Raw genomic sequence first — 20188 nt, 5'->3', positions numbered from 1 at the left:
ATTCAGCGAGGACAAGCCCTGTTCCGAGCATTGGCCCCGCCCCGGCCCGAGGAGGATCCCATTCCGACGCTCCGCTTCGGCGTCAACTACACGCCCCGCCGCGGCTGGTTCCACTCCTGGCACGACTTCGACGCCGACCACGCCCGCGAGGACCTCGCCCAGATAGCCGGCCTCGGCCTGGACCACATCCGCGTCTTCCACCTGTGGCCGCTGCTCCAGCCGAACCGCACCTTCGTCCGCCCGGCTGCCGTGGCCCAGCTGGCGCACCTGGTCGACCTGGCCGCCGAGGCCGGTCTCGACGTCATGGTGGACGGCATCCAGGGCCACCTGTCGAGCTTCGACTTCTACCCGGAGTGGACCCGCAGCTGGCACCACCGCAACGTCTTCACCGACCCGGAGGCGATCGAGGCCCAGGCCCAGCTGCTGCGCACCCTCGCCCAGGCCCTGGCCGACCGCCCCAACCTCATCGGCCTCCAGCTGGGCAACGAGCTGAACAACCTGGTCGAGCACAACCCGGTGAAGGTGGCGGAGGTGGACCACTACCTCGACACGCTGCTGGCCGCGGCCCGGGAAGGGCTGCGGGCGGGGCAGCTGGCCACCCACTCCGCCTACGACGCCGCCTGGTACGGCGACGACCATCCGTTCACCCCGGAGGCCTCCGCCCGCAAGGGCGACGTCACGACCGTCCACCCCTGGGTGTTCTCGGCGAACTGCGCCGGCCGCTACGGCCCCGCCTCCCCCGAGGTCCTGCATCTCGCCGAGTACGGCACGGAACTCGCCAAGGCGTACGCCGACGACCCCGCCCGCCCGGTCTGGGTGCAGGAGACCGGCGCCCCCGAGCCGCACATCCCGGCAGCCGACGCGCCGCGCTTCGCCCGCGCCACCGTCCTCAACGCGGCCGAGTGCGAAGGGCTTTGGGGCGTGACCTGGTGGTGCTCGCACGACGTGGACCGCTCGCTCGCCGACTACCCGGAACTGGAATACACCCTGGGCCTGTTCGACGCGACGGGCCGCCCCAAGCCGATCGCCGAGGCCTTCGCGGAGACGATCGCCGAACTCCGCGCGAAGCCCGTCACGCCCCAACCCCGTCCCACCGCCCTGGTGTTGGACTGCACCCCGGCGACCCGCTCCGTCTCCGGCCCGGGCGGCGCGTACTTCGAGGAGTGGATGCGGCTGCGCAAGCAGGGCGAGCGCCCGGCGGTCGTGCTGGCCCAACGGGTGGACGACGCCGGGTACTTGGCGGCACGCGGGATCGAGACGACCGTACAACTGCCCTGATGTGACGGTCAGACGCCCGCCAGCACCTCGGCCACGGCCCGCAGATTGACCCGGCCGCGGCCGAAGGAGCACAGGTCGCCGTCCTCCGGCAGCCCGGTGTCCACGCGTACCGCGTCCGGGCGCCGGGCCAGCAGGGCGTCGCGCAGGTGGGCCTGCCAGGGGTGCAGGCCGGCGTCGCAAGTGGCCACGACGAGGGGCGAGTCGGCGGCTATGCGCAGGATGCCGTCGACGAGGGCCGCGGGGTCGGCCGGTTCGCCGCTGACCGCCGTACCGGCCGCCGTGGGGTCGAGGGAGCGCAGCTCGGTGAGGAGGTCCTCGCCGCCCCAGTTGAGGGCGGGGTGCGGGGGCGGGAAGAGGTCGACGACCTGGGCGCCGGGCACCGGGCGCGGCAGGGACCGGCCGCGTATCGCCCGGCGCGCCGCCTCCAGTCCGGCCCCGGAGTCCCAGGCGGCGACGGGTCCGGTGGCGGGGGTGGCGTACCGCTCGGCGAGCCGCCGTACCCGCCCCGCCGCCTCCCAGACCCGTTCCTGCGACAGCCGGCCGGAGGCCAGGGCGTCCAGGACGGCGTCCCGGCAGGCGAGCGTGACCTCCAGGTCCGGTACGGCGACGATGACCTGGTCGGCCCCCGCGGCGAGCGCGATGCGCGCGCCGGCCGCCTCGCCGTAGCGGTCGGCGATCGCCTTCATCTCCAGGGCGTCGCTGACCAGGACCCCGTCGAAGCCGAGGTCGAGCCGGAGCAGGTCGCCGAGGATGCGGCGGCTGAGGGTGGCGGGCCGGTTGGCGTCCAGCGCCGGGTAGACGACATGCGCGCTCATCAGCATCGGCACCCCGGCGGCGACGGCCGCGCGGAACGGTTCGAGATCGATCCGCAGTCGGTCGTACGACCGCGGGTCGACCGCCAGGTCGTGGTGGCTGTCGGTCTCGGTGCCGCCGTGGCCCGGGAAGTGCTTGGCGCAGGAGGCGATGCCGCGGGCCTCGGTGGCGTCGATCCAGGCGCGCAGATGGCGGCCGGCGAGCTCGGGGTCGGCGCCGAAGGAGCGAGTGCGGACGATCGGGTTGTCGGGGCGGTGCTGGAGGTCGGCGACGGGGGCGTACGAGGCGGTGATGCCGAGCGTCGCGAGGTGCCCGGCGAGCGCGTCGGCGCAGCGGGCGGTCAGGTTCGGGTCGTCGGCGACGCCGAGGGCGTAGGAGCCGGGGACCTCGGGGGCGCCGGCCGCGACGAGGTGGCCGATGCCGCCGCCCTCGTTGTCGATGGCGACGAGCAGATCGGGCCGGATGGCGCGCAGCGCGTCGGTCAGCTCGCGCACCTGTTCGGCGTCGCGGATGTTCCGGGTGAACAGGATGACGCCGCCCAGTCCGCGGTCGACGAGCCGCTTGAGCGTGTCGGGGAAGGTCGTGGTGCCCTCGAAACCGGCGACCAGACAGCGGTGGACCGCCTCGTCCAGGTCGGAGGAGACGGAGGACGGGGCAGCGGCAGGGCCGATGGGCGGGTGCACGGAGGTCACTCTCGGATGGTGCTGGTTTGCTCAGCCGGAAGTCAACCCTGGTATGGATGATTGATTCACCGATCGGGGGGCAAAAACTGGTAGGGACCAGCAGGGACGTCGTCCAGACGCCCGCGCCGCTTCGGCTTCCGGACACCACCGCGTCACACCGGACGGGAACGGTTCCGCCGTCCCCTCCAGCCTCGCCCCGTACCCGCCGCGCCCGCGCACCGCACGACAGCAATGCCCGGACGTGACGTGAAAGGACGACGTGCGCCGTGTCCCTGCTCCCCCTCGACGACGTCCCCGGCCCGCTCCCCTCGGCGATCCCCGCAACCGTCCCCGCCGCGGCCCTCGCCGGCCCGCCCGTATCCCCCGGCCGCCCCTCGCGCCCCTTCCGCCTCCCCTCCACCGCCCGCCTCGTGCTCCGCCGCACCCTCGTGCTGCTGCCCGTCCTCCTGCTCGGGATCTGGGCCGCCGTCGACTGGCGGACGGTCTACGAGGGCACCGCGCGGCTCGGCTCGGCCGACCCCTGGTGGATGCTGGCCGCGTTCTTCTTCACCTGCCTGACCTGGCTGTCCGCCGCGTGCGTACGGCAGGGCGCGCTGCCGGAGCGGCTGCCGACGGGGCTGCTGATCGCCTCGCAGTTCGCCGCCGGCGCGGCCAACCACGTGCTGCCGGCGAGCCTCGGCGCCCACGCCGTCACGCTGCGCTTCCTCCAGGGCCGCGGCATCCCGCTCGCCCGGGCCACCGCCTCGCTCGCCCTGTACTCCCTGGTGCGGCCGATCGCGAAGACGCTGGTGCTGATCGCCTTCCTGCTGGTCTCCCCGGAACTCCTGCACCTCGACGAACTCGTCCCGGACACAAGGACGTTGATCCTGGTCGCGGGCGGCGCGTCGGCCGGTCTCACCACGACCCTGGTGCTGGTGACGGCCGTACCCCCGCTCCGCCGCCCCGTCCTCGCCGGCGCCCGCGCCGCCCTGACGGACATACGGCTGCTGCACACGCGCCCGTCCCGCGTCATCGCCCTGTGGGGCGGCGCGGCCGCGGCCCCGGTGCTCCAGGCGACCGTGATCTACTGCGTCGGCGCCGCGCTGGGCCTCACCCTGAGCTGGGCGCAGGTCACCTTCGCGTTCCTGGCGGCGAGCACGGCGGTGGGCGCGGTCCCCGCGCCGGGCGGCATCGGCCCCGTGGACGCGGCGACCGTCTTCACCCTCGTCGCCCTCGGCGCCCCCGTGGAGCTCGCGGCGACGGCCGTCATCGGTTACCGCGTCCTGACGGTCTGGCTGCCGCTGCTGCCCGGGGCACTGGTGCTGTCGACGCTCGTGCAACGAAAGGTGTTGTAGGCACGAGGACTGCCTCCGGCACGGGGCGTCACCCGCCGAGTTCGCCGGAGGCGGCGCGGATCAGGCCGTCCAGCCAGGCCTGGTGGCCGTTGAGCATCGGGTTCGGGCGCTCGGCGGCGAGGGCGGCGGCGGGCTCGCCGAGCTGGGTCTCCTGGGTGAGGACGCGGACCCGGCCGCCGGGCAGGTCCTCGACCAGCCAGGCGTGCAGCACGTCGAGCCGCTCCGCGGGCGTGCCCTCCTGCCTGGCGGTCCAGGACAGCCGCCCCGGCGCGCCCTCCGCCGGGGCCCGGAACTCGACGACGTGCGCGTCCAGCGGCGGGAACCCGAAGGTACCGAAGCGGAAGAGGAGCCCGTCCTTCAGCTCGGGGCCGCCGCCCTCGGGGAAGGAGATGTCGGCGACGTTGTCGTAGTACGACTCCCAGGTCGAGGTGTCGATCAGGTACCGCCAGACCCGCGCCGCGCCGACGCCCCGGACGATCACCTCGTTGGAGACGAAGTTGTCGCCGGTGCCAGGCAGGTACTTCTCGGGCCAGTTGATCGCGTTCTGCGTGGTCATGTGAGTGGTCATGCCACGAAGCTAGCCAGCCACCCCATCGGAATACCAATAGGGGAACCGATATCTGCCATCGGCACTCCGATGTCGTACGGCACTACGCTGACCGTCATGAAGAACCGGACCCCCGCCACGGACGTGACCGAGCCGGACGGCCGGCAGCTCCCGGCGCACGCCGACCTGAATCTGCTGCGCACCTTCCTGGCCGTCTACCGCTCGGGTTCGCTGACCGCGGCGGCCCCGCGGCTGGGGCTCTCCCAGCCGACGGTGACCGCCCAGATCCGCACCCTGGAGCAGCAGACCGGCCGCGAACTGTTCACCCGCCTCCCCAGAGGCGTCGAGCCGACACCGCTCGCCCACGAGCTGGCCGGACAGGTGGCGCCCCCGCTGGACGCCCTCGCCGCGCTCGAAGGCGGCCCCGGCCCCCTGTCGGGCCACACCACCCCGGTCCACCTGGCCGGCCCCTCCGAGCTGCTGTGCGTCCGGGTCCTGCCGGCCCTCGCCCCGCTCGTCGCCCAAGGCGTCCGGCTCCGGGTCGCCCAGGGCCTGACCGACCCGCTCCTGGAGGAACTGCGCTCCGGCGGGCACGACCTGGTCATCGCCACCCGCCGCCCGCGAGGCCGTGCGCTCGCCTCGGCACCGCTGGCGGACGAGGAGTACGTCCTGGTCGCGGCGCCGATCTGGGCCCGGCGCGTCGAGGCGGACGCGGAGCCGGACGAGCTGTGCACCGCGCTCCGCGACATCCCCCTGGTCACCTACGCCGAAGACCTGCCCATCGTCCGGCGCTACTGGCGCACGGCCCTCGGCAAGCAGCTGACGACCCCCGCCGCGGTCACGGTCCCGAACCTCTACGCCGTCCTCTCGGCGGTCAACGCGGGCGCCGGCTACAGCGTCCTGCCCCGCTCCCTCTGCCAGGAGCACCTGGACGCCGGCCGCCTGACCCTCCTGCACAGCCCCGAGGAACCCCCGCTCAACACCCTCTTCCTGGTCCAGCGCCCGGGCGCCGACACCAACCCGTCCGTGATCCGCGTCCGGGACCACCTGCGGGAGGCGGCGCAGAGCTGGTAACGGGACACAAAAGTAACCGCCTTGACAGGTGACGAGCCTCCGTGGAACATTTTCGTCACCAGTCAGAGCGGTTACTTCTTCGTGAGGAAAGCCATGGCAGTCGTACGCTTCCACCTCGTCTCCACCCTCAGCCCGTCGGACGTGCTGGAGGTGCTGACCGACTTCGGCCCCGCGCGCTCCAAGGCCTGGCCCACGATCGACGCCGAACACTTCGAGGTGCACGGGCTCGGCGACACCTGGGCCGAGGTCACCGAGGGCACGGCCGCCGCGTGGGAGCGTGCGCGCTACGACTGGGAGCCGGGCGGCGACACCGTCACCGTCAGCACGCTGGACTCCAAGCTGTTCGGCGCCGGCGGCGGTTGGGTCTTCCGGATGACCCCGGACGGCGAAGGCACCCGCGTGGACGTCGAGTTGACGCGCGAGCCGAACACGCTCAAGGGCAGGATGCTCGCCGCCCTGCTCCCCCTCGCCGCCCCCGCGTCCCTGCGCAGGTCCTTCGCCGAGCCCCTGCGAGCCAAGTGACCGTTCGTTTCCAGTCGTGGTCGGCGGAGAGGGCGACGGGGCGCCACTCACCCACCTGCCGACCGCCGCGTTCCAGGACGGAGCCCTGGCCTACATCGAGTCGTTCGCCACGGAGCGCCGACCGGAGTCGGCAACGCGACGCAGATCTTCCGGCGGACCGCCGTACCCCTTCAGGGAAATGTCTCAGCTCGCCCGCTCGAGGGATGCCCGCCGGGACCGCGCCCGCGCCGTGAGCGGGAGGCCGGCGAAGGCCTGGTCGGCGACGCGCTCCAGCGCGACCACGTCCAGCCCGCCCTTGGCCAGCACTTCCATGCCCCGGTTGACCGCCATGAGCAGCCTGCCGATTCCGGGGGCGTCCGCCTCGGGATCGAGGTCGCCGTGTCGCTGCGCGGCCCGGACGCACCCGGTCAGTGAACCCTCGATCCTGCCGAGGGCCTGCCTGACGCGCGCCTCGGCCTGCGGATCGTGGTCGACCCCCTCGACCACGAAACCGGTCACCATGCAGCCGAGCCCGTCGGGGTCGTCGTGCACGAAGCGCGCCGACTTCACGAGATAGACGTGCAGCCGCTCCAGCGCGGAGTCGTCCGGGCCTTCGAGTACGGCCGCCCAGGCGGACTCGGCGCGGTCGCAGTACGCCTCCAGCGTCCGCAGGTACAGCTTGCTCTTGTCGCCGAACGCGGCATAGAGGCTGCCGCGCCCCAGCCCGGCGGTCCTGGCGATGTCGTCGACGCTCGTGCCGGCGTATCCGGAACGGCGGAACTGCCGCTCGACGGCCTGCACGACCTTGTCCCTGTCGAATCCTGGTGGACGCCCCATGAGGGCCAGCGTACAGGCCGCGCAGGCATTCTTGACATTCCGTTCCACAACTTCCTACGGTTCTTGACACAACGGTCCAGAACTCTGGTGCCCGTCGCTCACGGCACCCCGCGCATCGCGCAGAACGGATGAGACGTATGTCTTCGCAAGATCAGCTGGCCCCTCCACGGACGCAGCGGGGAGGCGGAGGCTCCTCGACCGCCCACCCGGCTCTCATCCTCACCGTGCTGGCCAGCGCGAGTTTCCTCAGCCAACTCGACGTCTGGATCACCAACGTCGGCCTGCCGGACATCGGGCGGGGTGTGGGCGCCACCTCACTGTCGGATCTGAGCTGGGTCCTCAACGGCTACGCGATCGTCTACGCGGCGCTTCTCGTCCCCGCGGGCCGGCTCGCCGACCGCTACGGACGCAAGGCCGGCTTCCTTCTCGGCATGGCCGTCTTCATGGCGGCGAGCCTCGGCGCGGGGCTGTCCGGCGACGTATGGACGCTCGTCGTCTTCCGCGCCGTCCAGGCGGTGGGCGCCGCCCTGCTGACCCCGGCCAGCCTGGGCCTGGTGCTGACGAGTGCTCCCGCGGAGAAGGTGGAGCAGTACGTCAAGATCTGGTTCACCGCGGGCTCGCTGTCCGGGGTGTGCGGCCCGATCTTCGGCGGGCTGCTGGTCCAGCTCTCCTGGCGGTGGCTGTTCCTGGTGAACATCCCGGTCGGGCTGCTCGCGATCGTGCTGGCCGCCCGGCTCGTGGCCAACGTCAGACACGACCAGGACACCCGCATGCCCGACCTGCTCGGCGGCGTGCTGCTGATCGTGGTGGTCGGCGCACTGGCTCTCGGCGTGGTCAAGGCGCCCGACTGGGGCTGGTCGGACACCCGTGTCGTCTCCTCGCTGGTCGTGGCCGGAGTCGGGGTGCTGGTGTTCCTGCTCCGCTCGGCACGTCACCCGGTGCCCGTGGTGGACCTCTCGCTCTTCCGCAACCGCATCTTCGCCGCGGCGAACCTCGCCGGCACCCTGCAGCTGGCCTCGTTCGCCGGCCTCTTGCTGTCGACGATCCTGTGGCTGCAGAACCACTGGCACTACTCCGCCATCAAGACCGGCTGCGCCACCCTTCCCGGACCCGTGGGCTTCGCCCTGGCCGCCGCTCTCGGCGAGACCCTCCAACGCCGGTTCCGGGTCCCGGCCGGCGTCGTCGCCGCGGCCGGCAGCGCCGTCGCCGCCGTCGGCGCCCTGCTCTTCGTCCTTCTGCTGCACAACGACCCGAGTTACGTCTCCGGGATCCTCCCGTGCTGGCTGGTCTTCGGGGTCGGCGCCGGGCTGGCGCTGCCGACGGCCGTCTCCTCCGCGACGGTCGGCCTGCACCCCGACCAGGCGGCCACCGGCAGCGCCATCGTGACCACGGCGATCCAGATCGGTTCGGTGGTCGGCATCAGCATCCTGGTCGCCATGCTCGGCACCGCCTCCGGTGGAGCCCCGCTGGAGACCTACCGGCACGCATGGTCCGTCGCCATGGGGCTCATGGCCGCGGCGGCCGTCGTATCGCTCGGGGTGTCGCAGAGGAGGGCGGTGACCGTCCGATGACGGTGCCCGTTCCCGCCCGGGCCGCCCACGCCCCGGCCCCCGTCGGCGGCCGGGCCCCCTGGCTCGGCCTGCTGGTGGTCTGCCTCGGCGTGATGATGGCCTTCGTCGACGTCACCTCAACCATCTCGGCCCTCGGCGCCATCCAGAGTGACCTGCACATCACCGCGAGCACGCTGGTGTGGATCACCAGCGCGTACAGCCTCGCGGTCGTCAGCTTCGTGATGTCCGCCGGAACCCTCGGCGACCTGGTGGGGCGGCGACGCGTGTTCCGGCTGGGTGCCGCGGTCTTCCTGGCCGGCAGCCTGGTCGCCGTCTTCGCCGACAGCGCCGGCACGCTCATCGCCGCACAGGCCATCGCGGGCATCGGCGGCGCGGCCGTACTGCCGACCAGCCTGGCGATCGTCAGCGCCACCTTCACCGACCCGCACGAGCGCACCGCCGCGATCGGCATCTGGGCCGCGTGCTCAGGAGTGGGCCTGGCCGTCGGCCCGATCCTCGCCGGAGCCCTGCTGGAGCACTTCTCCTGGCACGCCGTCTACATCTCCAACCTCGTCATCGCGGGCACGGCCCTCCTCCTGACCCCGGTCTTCGTCGCCGAGTCCAGGCACCCCACGCGCAAGCTCGATGCCGCGGGCCTGGTCCTGGGCACGGTGATGACGGCCTCGGCCACCTACGCGATCATCCAGGGCGGCGCGACGGGGTACACAAAGGCGCCGATCATCACGATGTACGTCGTCTTCGCCGTATCCCTGTTGGTGTTCGTACGGGTGGAACTCCGCCACCCCGACCCCATGCTGGACCTGCGGCTCTTCCGGAGCGCCTCCTTCTCCGCCGTCATGGGCGTGGCCGCGGTCAGCGTCTTCGGACTGGTCGGTGTCGCCCTGCTCAGCGTGCTCTACATGGAGCGTGTGGGACAGAACAGCCCCCTCCACGTGGGTGTGCGGCTGCTGCCGCTGTTCGCGACGTTCCTCCTGGTCACCGTGGTGGCCGCCCGGGTGCTGGTACGCCGGGTCGGCCTGACGCCCCTGATCACCGCGGGCCTGGTCCTCATCGGAGCCGGCTCCCTCGCGCTGCTCGCGACCGACGCCTCGGGAGGGTACGGGGCGATGTGGCCCGGACTGCTCGTGGCCGGCGTCGGAGCGGGCCTGCTGACGGCGCCCTCGACGGCCGCCGCGGTCAACAGCGTCCCGCCGGAGCAGGCGGGCATGGCGTCGGCAGCCGTGAACATGTCCCGTCAACTGGGCACCGTACTCGGCCCCAGCGTCCTCGGCACCGCCGTCACCGGTCGCTTCCCCCGCAACCTGCACGACCGTCTGGTCGAGGCGGGCGTCCCCGCACCGCAGGCGGACAGGGTCGTGGCGGGCGTATCGCACGGCGGCGGCGCGAGCGGCCTCCCCTCGTCCCTGGCGCGCGTGGTGGGAACGGCGGTACCGAGGGCGTTCACCGACGCCCTCCATGTGGGCAACGCCATGGGCGGAGTCGTACTGATCGTCATGGCCGTCCCCGCGGCCTTGTTCGTCCGCCAGCAAACTCACGGCCCCCGGACGGCCGACGCCGATCGCTGAGCACGCCCCGCTCCGTCCCGGTCCGCACCGTGAACGCAAGGACCGGGACGGAGAAGAAGGGTTACGGCTCTCGGCCGCACCCGAAGCTCGAAGCGCCGGCCGGATCGGGGTGGCCGGCAGCGTCTTCGGCACCTTGCCGCGCTCGAGAGGCGGTAGAAGTACGCGGGACCCCGGCCGTAGTTCCCGTCGACGACCTCCTTGCCGACGATCGACGCCTCGTGCCGGGAGCGGGAGGCGAAGTTCCCGCCTTGGCGTGGTCGCCGTCGCCGGAGTGGATGAGGGTGACCGTCACCTCGCAGTACGCCGGGACCGAGGACGGTGCCGCACTGCACCGGAGGCGGGAGGCGCGTGAGCACCGGTTCAAACCGTGACGCTTCTTGCATCCGAGCAGAGTCACCTGTCAAGATGGTGATGTGAATCTTGACCATGTATTCGTGTGCGGCCACCCGGCCCTCGACTTCGCGGCCACCCTCCGAGCCCGGCGCTCGACCCGGTTCGAGATGTTCGTGACGCCGGAGCGGCTGAATGCCTGGTACCTGGAGTCCGGGCTGGTGGACACGATCACCCCCGGCAAGGAGGACGACGTCTGGGCGGCGGTGGAGCTGCGCGAGGCGCTCTACCGGCTCGTCACCGACCGCCGGCTCGGCGAAGAGCTCGACCGGGAGGCGCTCGCCGTGCTCAACGCCGGCGCACGCAGGACCCCCGTGACCCCACAGCTCACCCTGACCGGCCGACACACCGAGGCGACGCCCGAACAGGCGCTGGCGACCGTCGCCCGGCAGGCGGTGGAACTGCTCAGCGGCCCGGACGTCCCCTTGATCAAGGAGTGCGGCAACCCCGAGTGCACCCGGGTCTACATCGACCGCTCCCGGGGCATGCGGCGCCAGTGGTGCGGCATGGAGTCCTGCGGCAACAAGATCAAGGCGGCGGCTTACCGCGCCCGCAAGAAGACGACACCGGCGGCGACCGCGCACTGACTTTCCAGCGTCAAGAGGGCCCTCGCGAAAGGTGGTTCGCGGGGGCTTCTGTTCGATGACCCGACTTCAGGCAGCCGCGGCCGCGTCGATGGTGACCGGGATGTTGTCGCGGGTGGCCTTGGAGTACGGGCAGATCCGGTGGGCCGCGTGCGCGAGCTCCTCGGCGGTGGCCCGGTCGACGCCGCCCAGCACGGGGCTGAGCACCGCGGAGAGCGAGAACTCGCCGTCGTCGCCGTGCGTGAGCGTGATCTCGGCGGTGATGGCGGTGCTGGTCAGCCGGATCCCGCGGGAGGTGGCCGCACGGCGGAGGGCACCGAGGAAACAGGCGGCCCAGCCGGCGGCCAGCAGCTGCTCGGGGTTGGTCGCGGTGCCCGCGCCGCCCAGCTCCTTGGGGAGCGCGAGGCCGGTCTCCAACAGACCGTCGGAGGAGCGGACACGACCGCCGTTCCGGCCTTCTCCGTCGACGTCCACAACTGCGGTGTAGCTGACTGCCATGACTGATGCTCCCCGTCCGGGTCGAAGGGTGTTCGGACGCCCATCCGGCCAGAAGACTCCACACGTCACCGGTTTAGGCAGTGACGAAATCATGGCAGCCGCCTCCGTCACCCGTCAAGACGGTGACCAGCCCGGGCATCCGCCTGCCCTCGACCTGAATCAGACGGTGATCGTCTTGTACTCGGTGTACGTACCGAGCCCGACCGCCCCGTACTCGCGCCCGACACCGCTCGCCTTGAAGCCGCCGAACGGGCCGTCGAAGGCGATGGACGCGCCGTTGACCGTGACGGTGCCGGTGCGGATACGGCGGGCGACGGCCAGGGCGTGCTCCTCGTCGGCGGACCAGACGCCGCCGGAGAGGCCGTACTCGGAGTCGTTGGCGATACGGACCGCGTCGTCCTCGTCGTCGTAGGCGATGACCACCAGGACCGGGCCGAAGATCTCCTCCTGCGCGATCCGCATGGAGTTTTCGACGTCGGCGAAGACGGTGGGCGTGACGTAGTTGCCCTTCTCCAGCCCCTCCGGGACCTGCGGCCCGCCGGCGACCAGCCGGGCACCCTCCTCCATACCGAGCCGGACGTAGTCCCGTACCCGCTCCTGCTGGTCGGGGCGGATCATCGGGCCGACGAAAGTGTCGGGGTCGTTCGGGTCGCCGACCTTCAGCGACTCCACCAGCTGCTTCAGCGCGGCGACGATCTCCTCGTAACGGCCGCGCGGGGCCAGGATCCTGGTCTGGGCGATGCAGGACTCGCCGTTGTTGAGCAGCGAGCCGAACCGTACGCTCGCGACGGCCTTCTCGAGGTCGGCGTCGGGCAGGATGATCGCGGCCGACTTGCCGCCCAACTCCAGGCTGACCCGCTTGAGTTGCCCGCCGGCGATCGACGCGATGCGGCGGCCGGCCCGCGTGGAGCCCGTGAAGGCGATCTTGTCGACCTCCCTGTGCGACACCAGGTACTCGCTGGTCTCCCGGTCGGCGGGCAGGACGCTGATCACACCCTCGGGCAGGCCCAGTTGCTCAAGCAGCTCGGCCAGGAAGCCCATGCTGAGGGAGTTCTCCGGAGACACCTTGAGGACCACGGAGTTGCCGGCGAGCAGCGCGGGGATGATCTTCGCGGTGGCCGAGGAGAAGGGCGAGTTCCACGGGATCACGGCGGCCACGACGCCGACCGCCTCCCGGCGCACCACGCTGCGCACCGGGGACGCCGGGTCGGAGGGCGCGAGCGTCTCCTCCCAGCCGAACTCCTCCGCCGCTTTGAGGTAGGCGTTCGCCTGCCGGGTCAGGCCGGGCTGCCCGGCGCGGGTGAACCAGCCTGCCGAGCCGCTCTCCAGCGAGATCAACTCCGCAATCCTCTCCGCGTTCTGCTCGCGCAGGGCGTTGAACTCCCGCAGGACGGCGATCCGTTCGGCGGGCGGGGTGAGCCGCCACTCGCCCGCCTCGAAGGACGCCCGGGCCGCGGCGACCGCACGGTCGACGTCCGCCGGCAGCGCCTGCGCGGCACGGCCGACCACCGACCGGTCGTGCGGCGAGGCGATGTCCAGCAGCTCCGGACCGCTCGGCTCGACCCAGGAACCACCGATGAAAAGCCGGTCGTAGGTAATCATGCGTGAGCCCCTTCTCTGCTTAACTGTCACTTCAATGTAGCACTTACGTGCCGCCACTCCGAGATAGTCACCGGTTTGACAGGTGACGAATGCTGTGCGACGGTCATCCCGCCAGGAACCGCGGTGGAGACACATGACGGAGGATTCAGATGATCGACAGGCGTACCTTCGGCAAGGCCGTCGGGCTGGGCACCGGCGCGGCCGCGGTCTCGATGGCCGGCTTCCAGACCAGCGCCACCGCCGCGACCACCGCGACCGCGCCGGGTGCCGGGTTCGGCACGATCAAGCAGGTCAAGGCGGGTGTCCTGGACATCGGTTACGCCGAGGCCGGCCCCGCCCACGGCCCGGTGGTCCTGCTCCTGCACGGATGGCCGTACGACATCCACAGCTTCGTCGACGTCGCCCCGATCCTCGCCGAGCAGGGCTATCGCGTGATCGTTCCGTATCTGCGCGGCCACGGCAGCACGCGTTTCCTGTCCCGCCGCACTCCGCGCACCGCCGAGCAGTCCGCGGTCGCGCTGGACATCGTCGCCCTCATGGACGCCCTCAAGATCGAGAAGGCCGTGCTCGCCGGCTTCGACTGGGGCTCGCGCACCGCCGACATCATCGCCGCACTGTGGCCCGAGCGCGTCAAGTCCCTTGTCTCGACCAGCGGTTACGTCATCACCAACCGTAAGGCGCAGCTGGAGCCCGCCCTTCCGGCGGTCGAGCACAACTGGTGGTACCAGTGGTACTTCGCCACCGAGCGCGGCAGGAAGACCATGGAGAACGAGAAGGAGCGCATCGCGCTGTGCCGCTACGTATGGACGCTCGTCTCACCCAACTGGAACTTCGACGACGCCACCTTCGAGCGCACCGCCGAGGCCTTCAAGAACCCCGACTACGCGGCCGTGGTGCTCTTCAACTACCGCTGGCGGATCGGCCTCGTCGAGAGTGAACACCGTTACGACCGCTACGAGAAGCTGCTCGCGGCCCAGCCGCCGATCGCCGTCCCCACCATCACCCTCGACCCGGCGCTCGACCCCTTCACCCCGGCCGGCGACGGCTCCACCTACCGCGACCACTTCACCGGCCCGTACGAGCACCGCACGATCGCTGACATCGGCCACAACCTCCCGCAGGAGGCGCCCGCCGTCTTCGCCCGGGCCGTGATCGACGCCGACCACCTCCACCGATAAGCCATCAGCCATCAGCCGGAGCACGTACGTGAAAACGCGGCCGGGAAGAGATCACCCTTCCCGGCCGCGCCGCTTCTTCTCAGGCCTCGCTGCGCCTGGGCAGGCGCCAGTTGGGGCGCGGGAAGTGGCAGGTGTAGCCGTCCGGGTAGCGCTGGAGGTAGTCCTGGTGCTCCGGCTCGGCCTCCCAGAACGGGCCCGCCGGCACCACCTCGGTCACCACCGGCCCCGGCCACAGCCTGCTCGCGTCCACGTCGGCGATGGTGTCCTCGGCGACGCTGCGCTGCTTGTCGTCGAAGTAGTAGATCGCCGAGCGGTAGCTGGCCCCGATGTCGTTGCCCTGCCGGTTCCGGGTGCTCGGGTCGTGGATCTGGAAGAAGTACTCCAGGATCGTGCGGTAGTCGGTGACCGTGGGGTCGAAGACGATCTCGATCGCCTCCGCGTGGTTCCCGTGGTCGCGATACGTGGCGTTGGGCTTGCTGTCGTCGCCGCTGTAGCCCACCCGGGTGCGCACCACACCGGGCAGCGCCCGGATCAGTTCCTGCATGCCCCAGAAGCAGCCACCCGCCAGTAGCGCCTTCTCCTCGGCGTCACTCATGGCACCTCCCTTTCCGTCCCTGTCCAACCGTCCGCGTGTCCGCGCAGGCTCCAGCCTCGCACGTCGGCCGTGAAACCGAGTTTACCAGTCGTCACCATCTTGACAGGTGACGTACCCCACTGGACAGATTCATCACCAGTAATCGATACAGGCCTTGACACCCCGGACACCGGCGGGCAGCGCAAGCCCCCTCCCTCGTTAACCGTCTCAATAATGTAGCAATTCTTGAAATAAGGTCTCCTCCTAAGAGGTGTTAGATGTCTCAGCCTTCACAGTGAGCCACTAGAGTGGGTGCGGTGAGAGCCGACGCAGCGCGCAATCTGGAAGCTGTTCTGACCACGGGAGCACGCATGCTCGCCACCGATCCCGGCGCGAGCATCGCGAGCATCGCCGCCGAGGCGGGCGTGGACCGGCGCACCGTCTACCGCCGCTTCGCCTCCCGCGAGGAACTCCTCGCCGCGATCTACGAGTCCCGGCTCACGGCCGTCGAGCACGCCATCGAGGACGCGCGGCTGCGCGAGGCGCCCGTCGCCGTCGCCCTGCACCGCTACGTCGAGAACATCATCGTCGTGAACCGCACCTGGCCCGTCGACCTGGCCCGCATGCTCGCCGACGACAGCGTCCGCGCGCGCCGCGACACCTCCGTCCGCGAGGTCGACGTGTTCCTCCAACGCGCCACCGACGAAGGCCTCCTGCGCTCCGGCCTCCCGGCGGGATGGGCGAGCGGGCTGCTGCCCCAACTCATGCACCTCGTCACCCGCCAACTGCCCGAACTGAGCCCCGGGCAGGCGGCGGACGTGGTCGTGGACACCCTGCTCAACGGGCTCGGAACGTGAACCTTTCGGGCTGACACCTACGTTGCTGGGGCGACACGGGTGTGGCCAAGTCGAATGACCTGACCGAGGGGCGAGCCGAGCGCTGGAGGGGAAATCCCTCCACACGGTTCACACAGGACGGAAGGTTGAACGTGTGATCATCCACACCTGCTCCACGATTGCGCCTCCTGCTCCGGCACGGCAGAGTGTTCCAACTGCCGGGGCCGGCAGGCGAGTTGCCTGCGCCACTCAACAGCACGGCCCTTCGGACGAACCGGAAGGAAAGCGCGTGAGCCCGATATCCGTGCGGGGATTAGCGGCAGCCTCCGCCACCGCGGTCACCGCGGTCGGCAGCGTCGTCGGCGTCGCCTCCAGCAGCACCGCGCAGCCCCATGACGCCGAGGCGACGGCGGCCGACGCCACGCTCCTCGCGGACATTCCGGCGGGCCAGCAGGCCCGGGTGCAGACCGCGTCCCTGACGCAGCAGGCCGACGTCCAGGCCGTCCAGGCGGACGCGAGCGCACGCAAGGACGCGGAGGAGGCGGCTCGCAAGGCTGCCGCCAGGACCGCGACGCAGAAGAAGGAAGCGGCGGAGAAGGCGAAGCAGGAGGCCGAGGCCAAGTCCGCGCAGTCCTCCTCGGGCTCCACGCGCGTCTCGCTCCAGCCCTCGTACACCACCGCGCAGATCAAGGCGATAGCCGCGTCGATCGTGCCGTCCGGCCAGTTCCAGTGCTTCAGCAACATCGTGGAGCGCGAGTCCGGCTGGAACTACCTGGCCGTCAACCCCTCCTCCGGCGCCTACGGCCTCGTCCAGGCCCTCCCCGGCAACAAGATGTCCTCGGTCGGCGCCGACTGGCAGACCAACCCGGCCACCCAGATCAAATGGGGCCTCAACTACATGAACAGCGCCTACGGAAGCCCTTGCGGCGCCTGGTCGTTCTGGCAGACGCATCACGCGTACTGAGGGCCCGTACCCGTGGACTGGGGGACTCTCGCAGGCACGGCTCTGGGCGCCGTCCTGGGCGTCGGCACGACACTCCTCACCGAGCGATCCCGCTGGCACCGGGAGAACTCGGCTCGCGAACGCGCCGTGAGACAGCAGCTGTACGCCGAGTACCTCGGAGCCCTCTCGCTCACCACACACCGCCTCCGCGACCTGAAGCGCAGCACCGGCCTCACCCGACAGGAGCGGATCGACGAGGCAGGCCGGATACTGGGCTCCACCAACGCCTACCACCTCCGCTACCAGATGCTGATCATCGCTCCCGAGCATCTCGGCGACACGGCAAACGAAGCCTTCAGGCGCATCCGCGACCTTCGAGACCGCTTCGACGAGCCCGAAATCAACGCCGACCCCGAATGGTCATCGAGCATGAGCGCCGTAAGCCAGAGCCTCGAAGCTCTCCGCACAGCCATGCGCTCGGACCTCACCACGGGCTGACGAACAGCGGGAGCGCGGGTCGGCGCACGGTGGAAGGCATGCCGTGAGGCGTCACTAAGATCACGCCCATGGACTGGCTGGAGCGCGTCGCGAAGCTGAGGCAGTGGAGTCGGGACGGGGTGCGGGCGCCGCACAAGCCGTTGCTGCTGTTGTACGCGTTGGGGCGGTTTCAGGCCGATGCCGAGGGCGAGTTGTCGTACAGCGTGGTGGAGGGGGATCTGAGGCGGCTGCTGGCGGAGTACGGGCCGGCGCGTGAGACGACGCCCGCGTACCCCTTCCACCATCTGACCAACGACGAGGTGTGGGAGGTACGGACCGACCTGGGCCCCGGCAGTCCCGGCCCCGGCGTGCTCAAGCTCCGCGAGAGCCGGGCCGCCGGACGGCTCGCTCCGGATCTGCGGGCGGCGCTCCGGCGGGAACCGTCGCTGTTGGGCCGTATGGCCAGGGTCCTGCTGGATCTGCACTTCCCGCCGTCCCTGCACCAGGATCTGTGCGATGCGGTCGGCCTGGAACTGGAGTTGGCGGAGACGGACGCCCTGACGACGCCCGAGCGGCGGCAGCGGGACCGGCGTATGCGGGAGATGGTGCTGACCGCCTACGAGTACCAGTGCGCCTTCTGCGGCTACGACGGCATGCTCGGCACGCTGCCGGTCGGGCTGGAGGCGGCGCATGTGCGGTGGTGGGCGTTCGACGGTCCGGACGACGTCGACAACGGGCTCTGCCTGTGCTCACTGCACCACAAGCTCTTCGACAGGGGCGTCCTCGGCATAGGCGACGGCCACCGCGTCCTGGTCTCCCAGCACTTCGTCGGCCGCAGCCCCACGGCCCGCGACCACGTCACCGCACTCGCCGGCCGCCCACTCATCGGCCCGCAACCCGGCACCCGGCCCGTCGCACAGCCCCACTGCTCCTGGCACACCACCCAGGTCTTCCGAGGCGCACCCCGCCCGAGCACAGCCTGACCCACCCGCCCGGGCACGGCATGGCCCACCTGGCCGGGCGTGGTGGCCGAACCCGCCACCACGCCGTTCCTCCCCGCGAGCGCGATCAGCCCTCGTCCGCCGCGAGCCGCAGCGAGATGCTGTTGATGCAGTAGCGCTGGTCCGTCGGGGTTGGGTAGCCCTCGCCCTCGAAGACGTGGCCGAGGTGCGAGCCGCAGCGGGCGCAGCGGACCTCGGTGCGGACCATTCCGTGGGTGCGGTCCTCGATCAGTTCCACCGCGTCCGTGTTCTTGGGGTCGTAGAAGGACGGCCAGCCGCAGTGCGACTCGAACTTCGTGGTGGAGGTGAAGAGTTCGGCACCGCAGGCCCGGCAGGAGTAGACGCCCTTGGTCTTGGTGTCGGTGTACTCACCCGTGAAGGCCGGCTCCGTCGCGGCCTGCCGCAGCACCGCGTACTCGGCCGGCGTCAGCTCCGCACGCCACTCCTCGTCCGGCTTTTCGACGTCGTACGACATGAAGCTCAGCCCCTTACTTCGCGAGACGGTCCAGGATGCGCGGGCCGAGGTCCGTGACGTCGCCCGCGCCCATGGTGAGAACGAGATCACCGGCCTTCGCCATTCCCGCCACGACGTCCGGCACCTCCGCCTTGTCGTGGACCGCCGTCACGTCCGCGCCCGCCGCCCGTGCCGCCTCGATGATCAGCTCGCTGGTCACGCCCGGGATCGGGTCCTCGCGGGCCGGGTAGATGTCAAGGACGACCGAGGCGTCCGCGAGGGTCAGGGACTGGCCCATCTCCTTGCCGAGCTCCTGGGTGCGCGAGAAGAGGTGCGGCTGGAAGACCACGAGGATCCGGGAGTCGCCCGCCGCCGCGCGCATCGCCTCCAGGTCGGCCGTCATCTCGGTCGGGTGGTGGGCGTAGGAGTCGATGACCTGGACGCCGGCCGCCTCGCCCTTCAGCTGGAGGCGCCGCTTCACGCCGGTGTAGGCGGCGAGGGCAGGGGCCAGCTCGGCGGCCGGGACACCCAGGGCGACCCCGGCCGCGAGGGCGGCGACGGCGTTGTGCGCGTAGTGGCGACCCGGGACGGAGACCGTGAAGGTCAGCTCCTGCCCCTCCAGGAGGACGGTGACCTCGCTCTTCAGGCCCTGCGGGACTACGGACAGGACACGGACATCGGCGTCGGCCGACTCTCCGTAGGTCACCGTCCGCACCGCACCGGCCAGCCGCCGGGTCAGTTCCCGGGCGCCCTCGTGGTCCGAGGAGATCACCAGCGTGCCACCGGGCACGATCTTCCCGGCGAACGTCTCGAAGGACTCATAGATCGCGTCCATGGACGCGTAGTTGGCGTGGTGGTCGAGCTCGACGTTGAGGACGATCGCGACCTCGGGCGCGTACTTGTGGAAGCTGCGGTCCGACTCGTCCGCCTCGGCGACGAAGATCTCACCCTCGCCGTGCAGCGCGTTGGAGCCGGGCGCGTCCAGGTCGCCGCCGATGGCGTACGAGGGGTTCAGGCCGAGCTCGGAGAGGGAGACCGCCAGCATCGAGGTGGTCGTCGTCTTGCCGTGGGTGCCCGCGACCGCGATCGGCCGCAGCCCGTCCATCAGCGCGGCCAGCGCGTCCGACCGGTGCACCACGGGGATGCCGAGTTCGGCGGCGCGCGCCAGCTCCGGGTTGTCCTGCCGGATCGCCGACGACACGACGACACAGCTGGCGTCGTCGGCGAGATGCTCCGCCGCGTGCCCGATGTGCACGGTCGCACCGAGCGCGCGCAGGGCGGCCGCGGTCTCCGACTCCTTGGCATCGCTGCCGGCGACCTTCGCCCCGCGCTGGGCGAGGATCTTCGCGATCCCGGACATCCCGGCCCCACCGATCCCGATGAAGTGCGGTCGGTCCATGGCGGGGGGAAGGCCGGGTGCCATGCGTATCTCCCTGTACGTGGTGCTA

The 20188-nt window shown here is 71.1% G+C and carries 20 protein-coding genes; 12 read left to right on the top strand and 8 right to left on the bottom strand.

Annotated features, from left to right (window positions below):
* Nucleotides 1-30: 30 nt before the first annotated feature.
* The gene (locus ACQEWB_RS38070; RefSeq protein WP_432839348.1) at nt 31-1278 is read left to right on the top strand and encodes a glycoside hydrolase 5 family protein; all 1248 of its coding nucleotides are present in this window, start codon (nt 31-33) and stop codon (nt 1276-1278) included.
* A gap of 8 nt (nt 1279-1286) precedes the next feature.
* Here ACQEWB_RS38070 and nagZ read toward each other — a convergent pair whose 3' ends face one another.
* Nucleotides 1287-2774 (bottom strand): beta-N-acetylhexosaminidase, encoded by a 1488-nt coding sequence (nagZ, locus tag ACQEWB_RS38065; RefSeq protein WP_432844219.1) that lies wholly within the window; start codon nt 2772-2774, stop codon nt 1287-1289.
* A 266-nt stretch (nt 2775-3040) separates the two neighbouring features.
* Between nagZ and ACQEWB_RS38060 the strand changes: the two genes are divergently transcribed.
* The gene (locus ACQEWB_RS38060) at nt 3041-4108 is read left to right on the top strand and encodes a lysylphosphatidylglycerol synthase transmembrane domain-containing protein (protein WP_432839346.1); all 1068 of its coding nucleotides are present in this window, start codon (nt 3041-3043) and stop codon (nt 4106-4108) included.
* 28 nt (nt 4109-4136) lie between these two features.
* Here ACQEWB_RS38060 and ACQEWB_RS38055 read toward each other — a convergent pair whose 3' ends face one another.
* A complete protein-coding gene (locus tag ACQEWB_RS38055) occupies nt 4137-4676 on the bottom strand; it encodes an SRPBCC domain-containing protein (RefSeq protein WP_432839344.1) in 540 nt (179 codons plus the stop codon).
* Between the two features lie 96 nt (nt 4677-4772).
* Here ACQEWB_RS38055 and ACQEWB_RS38050 point away from each other — a divergent pair, with 96 nt between their 5' ends.
* A complete protein-coding gene (locus tag ACQEWB_RS38050) occupies nt 4773-5729 on the top strand; it encodes a LysR family transcriptional regulator (RefSeq protein WP_432839342.1) in 957 nt (318 codons plus the stop codon).
* Nucleotides 5730-5822: 93 nt separating this feature from the next.
* Nucleotides 5823-6251 carry a hypothetical protein gene (locus ACQEWB_RS38045; protein WP_432839340.1) on the top strand — a complete coding sequence of 143 codons (429 nt, stop codon included), beginning with the start codon at nt 5823-5825 and terminating at the stop codon, nt 6249-6251.
* Between the two features lie 183 nt (nt 6252-6434).
* Here the strand turns inward: ACQEWB_RS38045 and ACQEWB_RS38040 are convergent, their stop codons facing one another.
* Nucleotides 6435-7067, bottom strand: coding sequence for a TetR/AcrR family transcriptional regulator (locus ACQEWB_RS38040; RefSeq protein ID WP_432839338.1), 633 nt, complete (start codon nt 7065-7067; stop codon nt 6435-6437).
* A gap of 137 nt (nt 7068-7204) precedes the next feature.
* Between ACQEWB_RS38040 and ACQEWB_RS38035 the strand changes: the two genes are divergently transcribed.
* From ACQEWB_RS38035 to ACQEWB_RS38025, 3 genes are all read left to right on the top strand, one after another.
* The gene (locus ACQEWB_RS38035; RefSeq protein WP_432839336.1) at nt 7205-8638 is read left to right on the top strand and encodes an MFS transporter; all 1434 of its coding nucleotides are present in this window, start codon (nt 7205-7207) and stop codon (nt 8636-8638) included.
* Nucleotides 8635-10203 (top strand): MFS transporter, encoded by a 1569-nt coding sequence (locus tag ACQEWB_RS38030; protein WP_432839334.1) that lies wholly within the window; start codon nt 8635-8637, stop codon nt 10201-10203. Before ACQEWB_RS38035 ends, ACQEWB_RS38030 begins: the two co-directional genes overlap by 4 nt.
* 413 nt (nt 10204-10616) lie before the next feature.
* Nucleotides 10617-11180 (top strand): CGNR zinc finger domain-containing protein, encoded by a 564-nt coding sequence (locus ACQEWB_RS38025; protein ID WP_432839332.1) that lies wholly within the window; start codon nt 10617-10619, stop codon nt 11178-11180.
* Between the two features lie 66 nt (nt 11181-11246).
* On the opposite strand, the gene ACQEWB_RS38020 is transcribed toward ACQEWB_RS38025, so the two are convergent.
* Nucleotides 11247-11675: an Ohr family peroxiredoxin gene (locus ACQEWB_RS38020; protein ID WP_432839330.1), complete on the bottom strand. Its 429-nt coding sequence runs from the start codon at nt 11673-11675 to the stop codon at nt 11247-11249.
* Between the two features lie 159 nt (nt 11676-11834).
* Nucleotides 11835-13277, bottom strand: coding sequence for an aldehyde dehydrogenase (locus ACQEWB_RS38015; RefSeq protein ID WP_432839328.1), 1443 nt, complete (start codon nt 13275-13277; stop codon nt 11835-11837).
* A 149-nt stretch (nt 13278-13426) separates the two neighbouring features.
* Between ACQEWB_RS38015 and ACQEWB_RS38010 the strand changes: the two genes are divergently transcribed.
* Nucleotides 13427-14455 carry an alpha/beta fold hydrolase gene (locus ACQEWB_RS38010; protein WP_432839326.1) on the top strand — a complete coding sequence of 343 codons (1029 nt, stop codon included), beginning with the start codon at nt 13427-13429 and terminating at the stop codon, nt 14453-14455.
* 79 nt (nt 14456-14534) lie between these two features.
* Here ACQEWB_RS38010 and msrA read toward each other — a convergent pair whose 3' ends face one another.
* Complete coding sequence (gene msrA / locus ACQEWB_RS38005; RefSeq protein ID WP_432839324.1) at nt 14535-15050, bottom strand: peptide-methionine (S)-S-oxide reductase MsrA; 516 nt, start codon at nt 15048-15050, stop codon at nt 14535-14537.
* A gap of 350 nt (nt 15051-15400) precedes the next feature.
* On the opposite strand from msrA, the gene ACQEWB_RS38000 reads away from it, so the two are divergent.
* The 4 genes from ACQEWB_RS38000 to ACQEWB_RS37985 all read left to right on the top strand — a co-directional run bounded on the left by ACQEWB_RS38000 (nt 15401) and on the right by ACQEWB_RS37985 (nt 18268).
* Nucleotides 15401-15886: a TetR/AcrR family transcriptional regulator gene (locus ACQEWB_RS38000; RefSeq protein WP_432844217.1), complete on the top strand. Its 486-nt coding sequence runs from the start codon at nt 15401-15403 to the stop codon at nt 15884-15886.
* Nucleotides 15887-16154: 268 nt separating this feature from the next.
* Nucleotides 16155-16829, top strand: coding sequence for a transglycosylase SLT domain-containing protein (locus tag ACQEWB_RS37995; protein WP_432839322.1), 675 nt, complete (start codon nt 16155-16157; stop codon nt 16827-16829).
* A gap of 12 nt (nt 16830-16841) precedes the next feature.
* A complete protein-coding gene (locus tag ACQEWB_RS37990; RefSeq protein ID WP_432839320.1) occupies nt 16842-17306 on the top strand; it encodes a hypothetical protein in 465 nt (154 codons plus the stop codon).
* 68 nt (nt 17307-17374) lie between these two features.
* Entirely contained in the window at nt 17375-18268 is an 894-nt protein-coding gene (locus tag ACQEWB_RS37985) for a phosphorothioated DNA-binding restriction endonuclease (RefSeq protein WP_432839318.1), read from the top strand.
* 85 nt (nt 18269-18353) lie between these two features.
* On the opposite strand, the gene msrB is transcribed toward ACQEWB_RS37985, so the two are convergent.
* Together msrB and murC are read right to left on the bottom strand one after the other, a co-directional pair.
* The gene (msrB, locus tag ACQEWB_RS37980; RefSeq protein WP_432839316.1) at nt 18354-18761 is read right to left on the bottom strand and encodes a peptide-methionine (R)-S-oxide reductase MsrB; all 408 of its coding nucleotides are present in this window, start codon (nt 18759-18761) and stop codon (nt 18354-18356) included.
* Nucleotides 18762-18774: 13 nt separating this feature from the next.
* The gene (murC, locus tag ACQEWB_RS37975; RefSeq protein ID WP_432839314.1) at nt 18775-20163 is read right to left on the bottom strand and encodes a UDP-N-acetylmuramate--L-alanine ligase; all 1389 of its coding nucleotides are present in this window, start codon (nt 20161-20163) and stop codon (nt 18775-18777) included.
* Nucleotides 20164-20188 lie beyond the last annotated feature (25 nt).

Origin of the sequence: Streptomyces sp. CA-249302 (assembly GCF_050936785.1) — a bacterium.
GTDB lineage: Bacteria > Actinomycetota > Actinomycetes > Streptomycetales > Streptomycetaceae > Streptomyces.
The sequence above is the reverse complement of the archived record's forward strand: the minus strand, read 5'-3'. Positions and strand labels throughout refer to the sequence as shown.

Excerpts from the sequence above, each read along its gene's own strand:
- ACQEWB_RS38055 (WP_432839344.1), bottom strand. The coding sequence starts at position 4,676 with ATGACCACTCACATGACCACGCAGAACGCGATCAACTGGCCCGAGAAG.
- ACQEWB_RS38050 (WP_432839342.1), top strand. The coding sequence starts at position 4,773 with ATGAAGAACCGGACCCCCGCCACGGACGTGACCGAGCCGGACGGCCGG.
- ACQEWB_RS38045 (WP_432839340.1), top strand. The coding sequence starts at position 5,823 with ATGGCAGTCGTACGCTTCCACCTCGTCTCCACCCTCAGCCCGTCGGAC.
- ACQEWB_RS38040 (WP_432839338.1), bottom strand. The coding sequence starts at position 7,067 with ATGGGGCGTCCACCAGGATTCGACAGGGACAAGGTCGTGCAGGCCGTC.
- ACQEWB_RS38035 (WP_432839336.1), top strand. The coding sequence starts at position 7,205 with ATGTCTTCGCAAGATCAGCTGGCCCCTCCACGGACGCAGCGGGGAGGC.
- ACQEWB_RS38030 (WP_432839334.1), top strand. The coding sequence starts at position 8,635 with ATGACGGTGCCCGTTCCCGCCCGGGCCGCCCACGCCCCGGCCCCCGTC.
- ACQEWB_RS38020 (WP_432839330.1), bottom strand. The coding sequence starts at position 11,675 with ATGGCAGTCAGCTACACCGCAGTTGTGGACGTCGACGGAGAAGGCCGG.
- ACQEWB_RS38015 (WP_432839328.1), bottom strand. The coding sequence starts at position 13,277 with ATGATTACCTACGACCGGCTTTTCATCGGTGGTTCCTGGGTCGAGCCG.
- ACQEWB_RS38010 (WP_432839326.1), top strand. The coding sequence starts at position 13,427 with ATGATCGACAGGCGTACCTTCGGCAAGGCCGTCGGGCTGGGCACCGGC.
- msrA (WP_432839324.1), bottom strand. The coding sequence starts at position 15,050 with ATGAGTGACGCCGAGGAGAAGGCGCTACTGGCGGGTGGCTGCTTCTGG.
- ACQEWB_RS38000 (WP_432844217.1), top strand. The coding sequence starts at position 15,401 with ATGCTCGCCACCGATCCCGGCGCGAGCATCGCGAGCATCGCCGCCGAG.
- ACQEWB_RS37985 (WP_432839318.1), top strand. The coding sequence starts at position 17,375 with ATGGACTGGCTGGAGCGCGTCGCGAAGCTGAGGCAGTGGAGTCGGGAC.
- msrB (WP_432839316.1), bottom strand. The coding sequence starts at position 18,761 with ATGTCGTACGACGTCGAAAAGCCGGACGAGGAGTGGCGTGCGGAGCTG.
- murC (WP_432839314.1), bottom strand. The coding sequence starts at position 20,163 with ATGGCACCCGGCCTTCCCCCCGCCATGGACCGACCGCACTTCATCGGG.